This is a genomic window from Pandoraea faecigallinarum (genome assembly GCF_001029105.3).
Classification (GTDB): Bacteria; Pseudomonadota; Gammaproteobacteria; order Burkholderiales; family Burkholderiaceae; genus Pandoraea; species Pandoraea faecigallinarum.
This window is the reverse complement of record NZ_CP011807.3, coordinates 584,363-598,460: the sequence shown is the minus strand read 5'-3', so window position 1 is coordinate 598,460 and position 14,098 is coordinate 584,363. Positions and strand designations below refer to the sequence as shown.

Here is a 14,098-nt window from a genome sequence, read left to right as displayed (position 1 = left end):
GCCGGCGCTACGCGCACGCCCCGGCGGCAGAAGCGATCGCTTCGCGACTCAGTGCGGCGCCTGCGACATCAGTATGGCGACGAGCCGGTCGCCAGCCGCTTCGAGCGGGCCATTGTTGTCGACCACCGAGAGCGGGATCCCTTCGGGCGGTATCCACGACACGGTGTGCGCCACACGTCTGTCGAGCGCCTCGCCGGTTTCGCGTCCGCGACTGGCCAGCCGCATCGCGCGCACCACGGGGTCCACGCGAATCTCCACGAGATGCAACCGCTCGCCGTAGCGCGCCACGGCTTGCCCGAGAAACGCCCGCGAACCGTTCACGACGACGTTCGCGCCAGCGGCCAGCCAGGCGTCGATCTCTATGCCGATTCCGTAACGGCAATCGTGACTGTGCCAGTCAAGTGCGAAGCATCCGAGCGAATGCCGCAACGCAAACGCGGCGTGCGACAACGCGATATGGTTCTCCCCTTCCGACGGCGCGCGCGTGATGTAGCGATGCGCAAACAGCACTGGCACGGCGTCGGCGCGTGCACCATCGAGCCGACTTCGGGCGTAAGCGAGCAGCGAGTCCTTTCCCGCGCCCGACGGCCCCATCACGTAATACAGGCGTGCGCGGTTCATGCGGCTTTCCCGAAAGCAAAACGCTCGAAGCAGTGGAAGACCTCGCCGGGTGCGGGCTGCACGAAGATGGCGAGCCCGTCGACGCGCATCGGGCCGAGCGCCTGCACCCGAGGCTGCCACCAGTCGACGATGAGGGTCGCGTCGGCGGCGTCGACGCGATCGGACAGCGTCACGTGAAAACGGAACTCGTCGAACACGTACGGATAGCCCCAACGGTCGAGCAACTCGCGCTGACGCGACGTCAGCAGATGCGGATTTCGCTTCGCCAGTTCCGCCTCGTTCAACGGCGCGCGCATGGCCTCGAAGGCTTCAACGCACTCGGCAGCAAAAGCGTCGATGGTCTTTTCACCCGCCAGCCCCGCCTTGGGACGCAACGCGACGAAACCCGGGCGCTTGCCATTTTCGGTGCCGATCACGTCCGTGTGCATGACGAGATCGAAAGGCGCATGACGCGCGGCCAACGTCGCCGCAATCTCCGACAGATCACTCAACTGCGCGTGCGGGGCGAGACGCATCGGCGCCTTGAGTGTCGCGTGCAGACCGTAGCGGCGCGGCTCGGCGGTCAGATCGTGCAGCGAACGCGAAAGCCCCGGCACGCTCGGCGCGTGAAGCGCCCGGCCGGAGGCGGCGTCGCGCCCGAGCCAGCGGCTACCTTCATTCCACCAGCACGAGCCCGCGGGCGGTGCGTAGTAGATGGCAACGCGCGCGCTGCGAAGGTCGAGCGCGCGCCACCGCGCTTGCGCCGATCCGGCAGTCATTGCGCTTCCCCCTGCACCACGAGTTGCATGCGATCGGCCGGGAAATAGGCGATACCGTACTTGATCGGCTTGCCCGCCTCGTCCACATCGGTACTCTCCACACTCAGCACCGGTTGCTGACGATTGATCCCGAGATGACGCGCAATGTCGGCATCGGGCATGCGTGCGCCAATGCGGCTTTCCCGACGCGTGTAATCCTTCACGCCGAACACGGCGAGCGCGGCACTGATGGTTTCGTGCTGCTCGAAGACGTCGGGAAAGTCGGGAAAGCGCGATGCGGAGAACCAGTTCTCGCTGTAGGCCAGCGGCAACTCGATGCCTTGGGCGTCGAGACTGCGACGCGCCAGTTCGACGCGATAGACGAATGCCCCCGCGCGTAGTCCGAGCGCCTGCGCGACGCTGCCTTCCGCCTTGACCTTATGGGCCGAGACGATCCGCTGCGCCGTCTTCAGATTGTTCTGCGAGAGGTTTTCGGTGAAACGGGTACGGCGCCCGATCACGTAGCCGATGGCTGCGGCCTGCACGAACGTGCCGCGGCCATGCTCGACGTTCACGAGGCCCTGCTCGGCAAGTCCGAGAATCGCGCGGCGCACGGTGTGGCGGTTGACGCCGAAACGCTGCGCAAGCTCCGTCTCGCTCGGCAGACGATCGTCCGGCAGGCCTTCGCCATAGCGTCGTTCACCGATCTCCGTCGCCAGAATCTGCGCAATTTGCCGCCAGACCGCAACGCCGGCGCCACGTTCGAGTTGCGCTGTCATCAAATTGACACCCCGGAAAGTTGTAATGAGGTCGCGAATTCCGCTTGCCGAAATTATTGCGATCATACACACGTCTATACGACTAGACAATCATGCGAATCACATCTTCCGACACTACGCGTGACGAGGACGGCGCTGCCCGGCAGACGCGGCCCGAGCGTGCCAGGTGGCTGGCGTTGCTTGCGCGCGCCACCCGCGACGAACTCGACGACGCCATCGCCCATTGTCCCGACGCGCCACCCTTCGTCTGGCTGCGCGCGCCGCAGACCGGCCTCGTGATGGTGCAGGGCCGCGTGGGCGGCAGCGGCGAGCGTTTCAACCTCGGCGAGACGACCGTCACGCGCTGCACCCTGCGACAGCAGGACGGCGTGATAGGCACCGGCTACGTGCTCGGACGCGACAGCGAGCGCGCCGTGCGCGTGGCGCGTCTGGATGCCCTCATGCAGATGCCGCTGTACCGCAGCGCGCTCGCCGCCGGTGCGCTCGCCACGATCTCGCAACGCCTGACGGCTGCCGCCGAGCAGCGTGACGCCGACACGGCCGCGAGCCGCGTCGAGTTCTTCACCATGGTCCGGGAGGCCTGAAATGTCGACGGCACGGATGCCTGACTGGTCGGCGTTGCAACCCGGTTTCGCCGATCCGGTCCACGACGCCCAGGGCGTCTTTCGCGCGGTGCTCGATGCGCTCGCGCGCCCAGGCCAACTGCGCAGCGTCGGCAAACGCCTCGCGCACAGCGCCGAAGCGAGCGTAGCCGCGCGCGCCACGCTCCTCGCGCTGACCGACGCCACCACGCCAGTATGGCTGCAAGCGCCGCTCACCGAAGTATCGAGCGCGCTGCGCTTTCACACCGGTGCGCCGCTGCTCGGTGGCGAAGCCGAACTCGCGACGGCGCAGTTTGCACTGCTCACCGATCCCGCCCGCTGCCCGGCGCTCGAGCGCTTCGCGTTCGGGACTGCCGGGTCGCCGGAACACAGCACCACGTTGATCGTCGATGTGCCCACCCTTGCCGAAGGCCACGCGGGTGACGGCGGACTGCGTCTGCGTCTGCGCGGCCCAGGCATCGAGACGCACGCGGACGTCACGGTCGGCGCGCTTGACGCCGGCTTCTGGCAGGCGCGCGCCGCACTCGCGCCGCGCTTTCCGGCCGGCCTCGATTTATTGATCGCCGCAGGCGACTCGGTGCTCGGGCTGCCGCGCACCACGCACGTGGAGGTTTGCTGATGTACGTCGCAGTCAAAGGTGGCGAGCGCGCCATCGAACAATCGTGGGATCTGCTCGCCAGGGCGCGACGCGGCAATCCCGATATCCCTGCGCTGACCGTGACCCAGATCCGGGAACAGATGCGTCTGGCCGTCTCGCGCGTGATGAGCGAAGGCGCGTTGTACGACGAAACGCTTGCCGCGCTGGCGATCAAGCAGGCAGCGGGCGATCTCGTCGAGGCGATCTTCCTGCTGCGTGCCTATCGCACGACGCTGCCACGGCTGGGCACCACCCGGCCCATCGATACGGCGGAGATGCGTCTGTCGCGCCGCATCTCCGCGACATTCAAGGACGTGCCGGGCGGTCAGGTGCTTGGCGCCACGTACGACTACACGCAACGCCTGCTCGACTTCGCCCTGCTGGCCGAGGGTGAGATGCCGGGGACGGCGCTCCCGGGCGAGATGCGCGGTACGGCCGGCGGAACGGGAGCTGCCTCGGCGGCGCGGACGGCGGTGGACGTTGCGACCGACACCGCGAAGCAGACAGCAGACGCGGCACCGTCCGCGAGCGAGGCCAGCGCCCCGGACGTTCCCGACGTTCCCGACGTTCCGCCCATTGCCGCTACCACGCGCGTGACCGACATCATGAAGCGCGACGGCCTGCTCGAAGCGCTGTGCACCGACAGCAGCGATCCCGAACCGCACGACCTCGTGCACTCGCCGCTCTTCACACCAGCTTCGCGCACCGCCCGCCTGCAAAACCTCGCCCGCGGCGACGAGGGTTTCCTGCTGGCGCTCGGTTATTCGACGCAACGCGGTTACGGCAACGACCACCCCTTTGCCGGCGAGATCCGCATCGGGCAGGTGCGCATCGAAATCGAACCCGAAGAACTCGGCTTCGCCATCGACATCGGCGAGATCGCCGTGACGGAATGCCAGATGGTCACGCAGTTCGGTGGCAATCGGCAGACGCCGCCGCAGTTCACACAGGGCTACGGACTGGCCTTCGGTCACAACGAACGCAAGGCGATGGCCATGTCGCTGGTCGACCGTGCGCTGCGCACGAAGGAACTGGGCGACGAAGCCAACTCGCCTGCCCAGCAACAGGAATTCGTGCTGTACCACAGCGACAACGTGGAAGCCTCGGGCTTCGTGCAGCACCTGAAGCTGCCGCACTACGTCGACTTCCAGTCCGAGCTGGAACTGGTGCGCCGTCTGCGCGCGGAGCACGCCGCGAAATACGGAATGCAGCCCGAAGGCGATGCCGTCGCGCCTGCTGTCCGGACCACTCAGGAGGCCGCATGAACGACGCCGCCACATGGCAGGACACGCCCCACCCCGCAGCGCCCGGCGCGACGACGGCAGACGGCTACAACTTCGCCTTTCTCGACGAGCACACCAAGCGCATGATTCGACGCAGCCTGCTCAAGGCGGTCGCGATTCCCGGCTATCAGGTGCCGTTCGGCAGCCGCGAAATGCCGCTGCCCTATGGCTGGGGCACAGGCGGCATTCAGGTCACCGCCGCCGTGATCGGTGCCGGCGACAGGCTCAAGGTCATCGACCAGGGCGCGGACGACACGACCAACGCCGTGAACATTCGCCGTTTCTTCGCGCGCACGGCCGGGGTCGCCACCACCACGAAGACGACGCAGGCGAGCGTTATCCAGACACGTCACCGCATACCCGAAGCGGCGCTCACCGACGGCCAGATCCTAGTCTACCAGGTGCCGATGCCCGAGCCGATGTATCGCCTGGAGCCGCGCATCGCGGAGTCGCGCAAGCTGCACGCGCTCGGTGAGTACGGCCTCATGCGCGTGCGTCTGTACGAAGACATCGTGCGTCACGGCGCCATCGCCACGACCTACGACTACCCCGTCATCGTGAACGGGCGTTATCTGATGTCGCCCTCACCGATTCCGAAATTCGACAATCCCAAGATGCATATGAACCCGGCGCTGCAACTCTTCGGCGCGGGACGCGAACGACGTCTCTATGCCATACCGCCGTACACGCCGGTGCAGAGCCTCGACTTCGACGATCATCCGTTCGAGATCCAGAAGTGGGACGCCCATTGCGCGCTGTGCGGCGCGACCGAGAGCTTTCTCGACGAAGTCATCACCGACGACGAAGGCACGCGCATGTATGTGTGCTCGGACAGCGACTACTGCGGCGAGCGCGCCTCGGCCGGCATGACCGGCGTGGCGCACGCACCGGTGCGTACGCCTGCTCGCGTACCGGCGCATGCAACGACTCATGTAACGACTGCAGCGCCCGCTCGGGCACCCGGGGAGCGCACATGAACGCCGCGACGGATAAAGCGCCAGGTACCGCAACCATGGACGCACCGCTGCTGCGCGTCACGGGCCTTGGCAAGCATTACGGCGAGCGGGTCGGCTGTGCCGACGTGACGTTCGATCTCTGGCCCGGCGAAGTGGTGTGTGTCGTGGGCGAATCCGGGTCGGGCAAGTCGACGTTGCTCAACGCGCTGGCCCTGCGTCACGAGATCGATGCCGGCTCCCTCCACTATCGCGGCATCGACGGCACGCTGCACGACCTGAGCGCACTCGACGAAGCGCACAGGCGCCGCCTGCTGCGCACCGAGTGGGGATTCGTCGAACAGAACCCGCGCGACGGACTGCGCATGAACGTATCCGCCGGAGGCAATATCGGGGACCGGCTGATGGCGGTCGGGGCGCGTCACTTCGGAGACATTCGCGAGAAGGCGCGTCACTGGATGGCACAGGTCGAACTCGACCCCGCGCGGGTGGACGAGATGCCCGGCGCGTTCTCCGGCGGCATGCAGCAGCGTCTGCAAATTGCGCGAAATCTGGTGACGGAACCGCGGCTGGTGTTCATGGACGAGCCGACCGCCGGTCTCGACGTGTCGGTGCAGGCACGCCTGCTCGATCTGCTGCGCTCGCTGGTGGAGCGCCTTCATCTGGCCGCCATCATCGTCACGCACGATATCGGGGTGGCGCGTCTCATCGCCCATCGTCTGATCGTGATGCAGGCGGGGCGCGTGGTCGAGACCGGGCTCACCGATCAGGTACTCGACGATCCGCAACATCCTTACACGCAATTGCTGGTTTCCTCGGTGCTGCCCGTATGAACTCCGGAACTCTTCTCCCTTCGTTCGCGAATTCCGCCACGTCCACCACGTTCACCTCGCCCTGTGACGCGGCGCTCACCCTCGGCACACGCGAGGACGACGTCATGCTGCGCGCTCAGGGCCTGCACAAGACTTTCCGTCTGCACGCGCAGGGCGGCGTGGCCATTCCGGCACTCGAAGGTGTCGATCTGACGGTACGGCGCGGCGAGTGCGTTGCGCTCGTCGGCCCCTCGGGCTCGGGCAAGAGTACGCTGCTGCGCTGCCTCTACGGCAACTACCTCGTGGGTGAGGGACGCATCGAGATTCGCCACGACGCCACCCGGACCGGACGCGGCGGGCGCTGGGTCGACCTGAGCGCCGCGAGCGCGCGCGAAGTGCTCGCCGTGCGCCGCACCACACTCGGCTACGTCAGCCAGTTCCTGCGCGTGATCCCGCGCGTGAGCACGCTGGACATCGTGGCGGAGCCGCTGCGCCGGTTGGGGCATGGCGACGCCGAGGCTGCCAGGCGCGCGCGCGACCTGCTGGCACGGCTGAACATTCCCGAACGTCTCTGGACGCTCGCACCGGCGACGTTCTCCGGTGGCGAGCAACAGCGCATCAACATCGCACGCGGGCTGATCGCCACCGCCCCCGTGCTGCTGCTCGACGAGCCGACGGCGTCGCTCGACGCGCACAACCGCGCCGTGGTCGCGCAACTGATTGCCGAAGCCCGTGCCGCGGGCAGCGCCATCGTCGGCATCTTCCACGACGAGGCCACCCGCGACGAAGTGGCGACGCGCACGCTCGCGATGCGCCCCGTGCTTCGTCCCGCTCATTGATCCCCGGAGTCTGTCCATGCTTATCAAGAACGCTCGCATCGTCACGCCCGACACGACCTTCCACGGCGTGGTCGAAGTGCGCGAAGGCCTCATTTACGCCGTGGAGGAAGGCACGACGCAAGCGGCCGAGGCCATCGACTGGGAGGGCGACTATCTGGTGCCGGGCCTGGTGGAGCTGCATACCGACAATCTGGAGAAGCACCTCGCGCCGCGTCCGGGCGTGTACTGGAATACGCACGCCGCTTTCGCGATCCACGACGCGCAGATCGCCGCCGCCGGCATCACGACCGTGTTCGACTCGCTGGTGATTGGCGAGCGTGACGCGTCCGGCCTGCGCAGCCGCAAAGTGCAGGTCGAGTGCGGGCAGGCGCTGCTCGACACCATTGCGGCCGGTCTTTTCCGTGCGGACCACTTCCTGCATCTGCGCTGTGAAATCGCGACGCAGGACGCCGCCGATACGTTTGCCGACATGTGCGATCACCCGCTGCTGCGTCTCGTATCGGTGATGGATCACACGCCGGGACAACGTCAGTGGCACGACCCGGTGCTGCACCGTCAATACCATGAGCGCAACGGCAAGGTGCCGGACGCGCAGTGGGACGCCATGCTCGCGGACCTGAAAGCACAGCAGGAGAAGTACGCCATTGCGCATCGTCGCACCATCGTCGCGATGAGCCGCGAGCGTGGTCTGCCGCTCGCGAGTCACGACGACACATCGCTCGAACATGTGGAAGAAGCCGGGCGTGACGGCGTCGCACTGTCCGAATTTCCGACGACGCTCGTTGCCGCGCGCGCGGCGCACGACAAGTCGATCGGCGTCATCATGGGTGCGCCGAACGTGGTGCGCGGCGGCTCGCACTCGGGTAATGTGGCGGCAGCGGAACTCGCGCGAGAGGATGTGCTGGACATTCTGTCGTCGGATTACGTGCCGGCGAGCCTGTTGCAAGCGGCGTTCCAGTTGCACAACGATCACGCGGCGCACGGCTGGACGCTGTCGAAGGCCATGCGCACGGTGTCGTGGAATCCGGCGCAGTCGGTGGGTCTGACCGATCGCGGCGGCATCCGGCCGGGCCTGCGTGCCGATATGGTGCGCGTTGCCGTACGCCCCGGCATGCCGCCCATTCCGCGCGAAACGTATATGACGGGACAGCGCATCGCCTGATGCGCGGCCTCGTGGAACGAAGAAAGGCCGCGTCCGGCCTTTTTTCGTTCGTTACATCCGAATCGTCAGATCACCATCTTGCGCACGCGTGCGGAGAAGACGTCGATGCACGTCACCACAATCACCATGATGACCATGACGGCGCACGTCTGCGCGTACTGGAAGCTGCGAATCACTTCGTAGAGCACCACGCCGATCCCGCCGGCGCCGACCATGCCGACCACCGACGCCGAACGCACGTTCGACTCGAAACGGTACAGCGTGTACGAAATCCACAGCGGCATGACCTGCGGCAGCACGCCGTACAGAATTTCGTCGATGGCGCGCGCCCCCGTGGCGCGCACGCCTTCGACCGGACGCGGATCGATCGCTTCGACCGCCTCGGCGAACAGCTTCGAGAGCGTGCCCGTCGTATGCACCCACAGCGCAAGAACACCAGCGAACGGGCCAAGCCCCACCGCGACGATGAAGAGCATCGCGAAGACCATTTCGTTGATCGCGCGGCAGGCGTCCATCACGCGACGCACCGGCTGATACACCCATGCCGGCACCATGTTCGACGCGGACAGCAGCCCCATCGGAATCGAGCACAGCACCGCAAGCACCGTGCCCCACACGGCGATGTGGATCGTCACGATCATTTCGTGGACGTACACCCGCCATTCGCGAAAGTCAGGAGGAAAGAAGTCGTGCGCGAACTGGCTCATGTTGCCGGAGTCGCGAATCAGATCGAGCGGACGCATGTCGGCACCGCCCCACGACCACACCAGGACCAGAAAGAAGATGCCCCAACCGAACAGGGAAAGCCACGAACGTTTGGGCGGCTCGCCCGGCAGTCGGTCGTTGGCTGTAATGGATGCGCTGGTGTTCATGTCGAGTACCACGAGTCATACCGGCTCGGCCGATGCCCGTGAACGATGCCCGGGAAGCCGGTGGAAAATCGGACCGCTGAGGAGATGGCGGCCCGAAGTCCCGGACCCGCCATCGCTGGAATCTATGTCGTCAACGATTGCCGCGCATTGCGCCGGGGACGTTGCGTCACGTCCGCCGGCGCATACCGGCGCTTACTTGGTCTTGCTCAGTTCCTTGTCGAGCGCTGCGAGCTTGCTGTCGAGCTCGGCCAGTTGCGTCTTCTTCTTGGCGGCATCGACGTTGGCGTCCTGTTCGAGCTGCACCTTCTGCTTGAACAGTTCGAGCTGACGGATCGGGAGAAGCTGAGCATCCGACGACGCACGGAAGCCGCCGTAGTTGTAGATGTTCTTGAGCACTTCCTTCTCGTGCGCGTCCTTACCATAGGCAAGGAAGAAGTCGCGAATCTTCTTCTTCGTGCCGTCCGGCAGGTCCTTGCGCCACAGCAGCGGATCCGACGGAATCAGCGGCGATTTCCAGATCACGTGCACGAGCTTGGCCTTCTCGGGCTGCGTCGCTTCGAGCTTGTTCAGTTCTTCGGTGTTGTTGGTCGCGACATCCACCTGATTGTTGATGACCGCCATCAGATTGGCGCCATGGTTCGAACTGCGGGCCGTCTTGAAGTACGTGCGCGGATCGATGTTGTGCTTCGCGAACACGTAGTAGCCCGGCACCAGCGTGCCCGACGTCGAGGTCGGATCGCCCAGACCGAAGTTGATCTTCTTGCCGTTTTTGATCACGTCGTCGAGCGTCTTGTATGGGCTCGATGCGTTCGAGATCAGCAACGAGTAGTAACCTTCGGTGCCATCGGCGTAGATGATCTTCGCGAAGACTTCGCCCTGCGAGCGATCGACCGCTTCCATCGCGCCCTTATTGCCCATCCATGCCAACTGGACCTTGTTAAAGCGCATGCCTTCGATCACGCCGGCGTAGTCGGTGGCGAAGAACGGCGTGACCTTCAGTCCGGTCTGCTTCTCCATGTCGTCGATCAGGGGCTGCCAGCGCTGACGCAGTGCCGCGCTGGAGTCCGTCGAGATGATGCCGAAATTGATTTCCTGCGCGTGTGCCGCCGCGACCGAGGCGATCATGGCCGCGCCGGCCAGCAGGGATTTCCACAGTTTCATGAGAGCGTGCTCCTGGTCAGATAAAGCCTTGGCAGGCTTGGATGAGGTTTTGGAAAAGGGATGCGCGAATCACGTGAGGCTGAGGGACATCGAGGTGAGGAACGGCGCTTCGGCCCCGGCCGGCTTCGCGTTGGCGTCCCCCGTCGCCCCTTCCGGCGCGTCGGACGATTCGTTCAGCAACTCACTCGCCTGCACGCCATACAAACGGCGCAGCAAGTCCGGCGTGAGCGCCGAGGACGGGCCGTCGTACACCACACGGCCCTGATGCAACGCCACCGTGCGAACGCAATAGCGCATGGCGACGTCCACCTGATGCAACGAGACGACGACCGTGAGCTTGTGATCGCGATTCATGCGCGCGAGCATGTCCATTACCTTGCGTGCGGACTCGGGATCGAGCGAGGCAATCGGCTCGTCCGCGAGAATGATCTTGGCCCCCTGCACGAGCGTGCGCGCCAGTGCCGCACGCTGCTGCTGACCGCCCGAGAGCGTGCTCGCGCGCTGAAACGCCAGATCGGCGATACCGACTTCGGCCAGCGCGCCCAGTGCAGCCTGACGCTCCGCCGACGTGAAGCGAAACATGAGGCTGCGCCACAGCGGCACACGAGCGAGCAGCCCCGTCAACACGTTGGTGATGACCGGCAAACGCCCGACGAGGTTGAATTGCTGGAAGACGAACCCGATATCGCGACGGATCTGGCGCACTTCGCGCACGATGCGCCCATCGCGCTGAATCGGACGGCCGAGAATCTCGATGCTGCCCGGCTGCTGGTCGGCCGCGACAAAGCCGGCGATATGACGCATCAGCGTCGATTTGCCCGAGCCCGACGCCCCGATGAGGGCCACCATTTCGCCCGGCATGACTTTGAGCCCCACTTCGTCGAGCGCACGGCGCCCGCTTCCGAAAGTCTTGGTCAGTCGCTCGATTCGAATCGCTTCGTCCACGGTTCACCTGTCAGTCCAGATCGCCGGCCGGCTCCGATGCGCGGCGATGCACGCCCCATCCATGGGGACCGGCGCCGCCCGCATCGCTCGACTAGCTGTTTTGTGGCAATTTGTGCCAAAAGTGAACGCAGTCTAGAAAGGCTGGATGACAACACGGTGACAATCGACGAGCTTTTTCCCGAGCGGCAAAAATCCTCATCAAGTCAACGATTTGGATGCAATCTGAATGACACGCTCCGCTTTGTTGCGAGCACGTGACGGTCGGCGGCGACGAAATTGCGCGACGACGCACAGGTCACCTCGGGACGACTTTGTCTACATCTTTTCGGCAATGCGTGGGGAAGCCGCGGGCAGGCGAAGCTGCGTCGAAAAGACTGTGCCGCAAGGCTCGCCAAAAGGTACGGACGACGAGACCTGACAGACGAGGCGCTGCTGCGGCCAGAAGGTATTGGGGAAGTATTGGGGAGGTTTTGGCGACCTGTGGCGTGCCGTGGCGGCCCCTGACGACATGACGCCGGTATTGCGGCGCCGTCGCGCGGCCGCCCGCACGCGGCGGGAGAAAGCTCAGGCAATCAGCAGTTCGGGGCCGCGCGCACGCAGTTGGGCGAGCATGCTCTTATGCGGCGCGGCGTCGCTGATGAGATAGCGCGCAGCCTCGAAGTGCCGGATACGCACGGGTGTCACGCGACCGAACTTGGTGTGATCGGCGACGACGGCCGAGACGTTCGCGCACAGCAGCATGCGCGCACGCAACTCGGCAGCCGCGCGGTTGAAGTCGGTGATGCTGCCGTCCTCCGTCACGCCGCCCACCCCGATGAAAGCGAAATCCGCATGGTATTGCGCAATCTGGTTGATCGCGTCCCAGCCTTGCACGGCGTCTTCGTTGTCCTGCAACTCACCACCGAGCAGCGTTACCCGGTTATCGTGATGCCGCCCCAGCAGGCGCGCGATCTGCCAGTCGTTCGTATAGATGCGCAAACGATGCTTGGAGAGCAAGGCCTGCGCAACCGCGCGCGTGGTCGTGCCGTAATCGATGATGACCGACGCGCCATCAGGCACCAGTTCCGCGGCGCGCACGCCGATGGCGCGCTTGCCCACGGCGTTGACATTCTCGCGCAGCGTCCAGTCGGGCTCGCTGCGATCGGCCGCCAGCGCCCCGCCGTGCGTCATGAGCAGTAGCCCGCGAGCGGCAAGCGTATTGAGGTCGCGTCGCACGGTCTCGCGCGAGACACCCAGCTCCCGTACCAGATCGCTGATCGCCAGCGCCCCGGTCTTGGCAAGTTGTTCGAGCACGTATTGTTGGCGTTGTTCGGCAAGCATGTTCGGACAATATCAGTTGGACCACGAATTTCTGAGCGAAGTCATGAGGGCAAATGCGGCAACGAAGACTCGACGGCGTCGCCCCCGCGCCTTCGCCCTGCACTCACGCGCGCTTATCCCTGAAGCGCGACGCGCAACCCCAGACCGATGAAGATGGCGCCGGCCGCACGATCAAGCCAGCGGCCCGCGCCGGGACGGCGCTTGAGCCACGTCCCGAGCACTCCGGCAAACCAGCCATACGCGCTGAACACGACAATGGTCTGCGCCATGAACACGCAGCCCAGAAGCAGCATCTGCCAGCCTGGGTGAGCGGCGTGGGCACTCACGAACTGCGGGAGAAACACAAGGAAAAACAGGGTGACCTTCGGGTTGAGCATGTTGGCGAACACACTCTGCCGAAACACAGCGGACAGCGGTTGCGGCGTGGCGTCATTCGCCATTGCCAGCGCGCCCCGCGCGCGCAGCGCCCTGACCCCGATCCAGACGAGATACGCGGCGCCCGCCAGTTTGATCGCCTCGAACGCCCACGGCGAGGAACGCAACACGGCGGCCAGACCGACTGCCGCAATCGTCGTATGGAACAAACAGCCGAAAGTGAAACCCGCCGCGGCGGCCAGCCCCGCCCGGCGCCCCTGTGCGATGCCGCGCGCGATGACCTGCATGTTGTCAGGCCCCGGCGCGAGCGTGATCGCCACCGAGGTCAGCAAGAAGAGCCAGAGGTTGGGCATCGGGGTGTCCGGTTCGGAAAATCGGCCGCCGACGCCGGAAAACGGCAGTGGCCGGGAGGTGGATGGGCGCGGCGCGAGGCCGGACTCAGTGGCCTTCGAACGAGCACAGCAGGAATAGATCCAGACCGGCGTCGCGGATCAGGCGCGAACCGCCAAGCTCCGGCAGGTCGACGATGGCCGCGCCTTCGATGACCGTCGCGCCGAGCCGCTCCAGCAGCTTTTTGCCGGCAAGCATCGTGCCGCCCGTGGCCACCAGATCGTCTATGAGCAACACACGGTCGCCCGGGCCGCAGGCGTCGGCATGAATTTCGACCGTCGCACTGCCATATTCCAGTTCGTACTCCTCCGTGACCGTCTGATACGGCAGCTTGCCTTTCTTGCGAATGGGGATGAAGCCGATGTTGAGTTCGTACGCCAGGATCGAGCCGAGGATGAAGCCGCGTGCGTCGAGGCCCGCGACGTAATCGGGACGCTGCGCCATATAGCGGTGCACGAACACATCGATGAGCACCCGCAAGGTACGCGGGTTCTTGAGCAACGGGGTGATGTCGCGGAACTGCACGCCAGGGGCGGGCCAGTCCGGTACGGTGCGAATCTGGCTCTTGATATAGGCGGCAGGGGACTCGTCGATCTGCACGGGGATCCTT

At 65.4% G+C, this 14,098-nt stretch carries 16 protein-coding genes; 7 read left to right on the top strand and 9 right to left on the bottom strand.

Annotation, left to right across the window (positions count from 1 at the left end; all coding sequences use genetic code 11):
* Positions 1 to 48: 48 nt before the first annotated feature.
* From phnN to phnF, 3 genes are read right to left on the bottom strand one after another with little or no spacing between them, the layout of a single operon-like run.
* Complete coding sequence (gene phnN / locus AB870_RS02755; protein WP_047906843.1) at positions 49 to 621, bottom strand: phosphonate metabolism protein/1,5-bisphosphokinase (PRPP-forming) PhnN; 573 nt, start codon at positions 619 to 621, stop codon at positions 49 to 51.
* Complete coding sequence (locus AB870_RS02750) at positions 618 to 1,379, bottom strand: DUF1045 domain-containing protein (protein ID WP_047906842.1); 762 nt, start codon at positions 1,377 to 1,379, stop codon at positions 618 to 620. Before AB870_RS02750 ends, phnN begins: the two co-directional genes overlap by 4 nt.
* The gene (phnF, locus tag AB870_RS02745; protein ID WP_047906841.1) at positions 1,376 to 2,137 is read right to left on the bottom strand and encodes a phosphonate metabolism transcriptional regulator PhnF; all 762 of its coding nucleotides are present in this window, start codon (positions 2,135 to 2,137) and stop codon (positions 1,376 to 1,378) included. Before phnF ends, AB870_RS02750 begins: the two co-directional genes overlap by 4 nt.
* A 92-nt stretch (positions 2,138 to 2,229) precedes the next feature.
* Here phnF and phnG point away from each other — a divergent pair, with 92 nt between their 5' ends.
* The 7 genes from phnG to AB870_RS02710 all read left to right on the top strand — a co-directional run bounded on the left by phnG (position 2,230) and on the right by AB870_RS02710 (position 8,425).
* Entirely contained in the window at positions 2,230 to 2,721 is a 492-nt protein-coding gene (gene phnG, locus AB870_RS02740; protein WP_047906840.1) for a phosphonate C-P lyase system protein PhnG, read from the top strand.
* A gap of 1 nt (position 2,722) precedes the next feature.
* A complete protein-coding gene (gene phnH / locus AB870_RS02735; RefSeq protein ID WP_047906839.1) occupies positions 2,723 to 3,358 on the top strand; it encodes a phosphonate C-P lyase system protein PhnH in 636 nt (211 codons plus the stop codon).
* The gene (locus tag AB870_RS02730; RefSeq protein ID WP_047906838.1) at positions 3,358 to 4,641 is read left to right on the top strand and encodes a carbon-phosphorus lyase complex subunit; all 1,284 of its coding nucleotides are present in this window, start codon (positions 3,358 to 3,360) and stop codon (positions 4,639 to 4,641) included. The genes phnH and AB870_RS02730 overlap by 1 nt, the downstream gene beginning before the upstream one ends.
* Positions 4,638 to 5,636, top strand: coding sequence for an alpha-D-ribose 1-methylphosphonate 5-phosphate C-P-lyase PhnJ (locus AB870_RS02725; protein ID WP_084663254.1), 999 nt, complete (start codon positions 4,638 to 4,640; stop codon positions 5,634 to 5,636). The genes AB870_RS02730 and AB870_RS02725 overlap by 4 nt, the downstream gene beginning before the upstream one ends.
* Before the next feature lie 35 nt (positions 5,637 to 5,671).
* Positions 5,672 to 6,445: a phosphonate C-P lyase system protein PhnK gene (gene phnK / locus AB870_RS02720; protein ID WP_047908720.1), complete on the top strand. Its 774-nt coding sequence runs from the start codon at positions 5,672 to 5,674 to the stop codon at positions 6,443 to 6,445.
* A gap of 104 nt (positions 6,446 to 6,549) precedes the next feature.
* A complete protein-coding gene (phnL, locus tag AB870_RS02715; RefSeq protein WP_047908719.1) occupies positions 6,550 to 7,263 on the top strand; it encodes a phosphonate C-P lyase system protein PhnL in 714 nt (237 codons plus the stop codon).
* Between the two features lie 16 nt (positions 7,264 to 7,279).
* Entirely contained in the window at positions 7,280 to 8,425 is a 1,146-nt protein-coding gene (locus AB870_RS02710; protein ID WP_047906837.1) for an alpha-D-ribose 1-methylphosphonate 5-triphosphate diphosphatase, read from the top strand.
* A 65-nt stretch (positions 8,426 to 8,490) separates the two neighbouring features.
* Here the strand turns inward: AB870_RS02710 and phnE are convergent, their stop codons facing one another.
* The 6 genes from phnE to AB870_RS02680 form a co-directional block, all read right to left on the bottom strand.
* A complete protein-coding gene (gene phnE / locus AB870_RS02705; RefSeq protein ID WP_047908718.1) occupies positions 8,491 to 9,297 on the bottom strand; it encodes a phosphonate ABC transporter, permease protein PhnE in 807 nt (268 codons plus the stop codon).
* Positions 9,298 to 9,489: 192 nt separating this feature from the next.
* A complete protein-coding gene (gene phnD / locus AB870_RS02700) occupies positions 9,490 to 10,458 on the bottom strand; it encodes a phosphonate ABC transporter substrate-binding protein (RefSeq protein WP_047906836.1) in 969 nt (322 codons plus the stop codon).
* Positions 10,459 to 10,527: 69 nt separating this feature from the next.
* On the bottom strand, positions 10,528 to 11,403 hold the full coding sequence (phnC, locus tag AB870_RS02695) for a phosphonate ABC transporter ATP-binding protein (RefSeq protein ID WP_047906835.1): 876 nt from the start codon (positions 11,401 to 11,403) through the stop codon (positions 10,528 to 10,530).
* Positions 11,404 to 11,967: 564 nt separating this feature from the next.
* Positions 11,968 to 12,723, bottom strand: a complete 756-nt coding sequence (locus tag AB870_RS02690) for a DeoR/GlpR family DNA-binding transcription regulator (RefSeq protein ID WP_047906834.1) — start codon at positions 12,721 to 12,723, stop codon at positions 11,968 to 11,970.
* Between the two features lie 113 nt (positions 12,724 to 12,836).
* Positions 12,837 to 13,451, bottom strand: coding sequence for a LysE family translocator (locus AB870_RS02685; protein WP_047906833.1), 615 nt, complete (start codon positions 13,449 to 13,451; stop codon positions 12,837 to 12,839).
* Between the two features lie 85 nt (positions 13,452 to 13,536).
* Positions 13,537 to 14,088: an adenine phosphoribosyltransferase gene (locus tag AB870_RS02680; protein WP_157112210.1), complete on the bottom strand. Its 552-nt coding sequence runs from the start codon at positions 14,086 to 14,088 to the stop codon at positions 13,537 to 13,539.
* Positions 14,089 to 14,098: the final 10 nt, after the last annotated feature.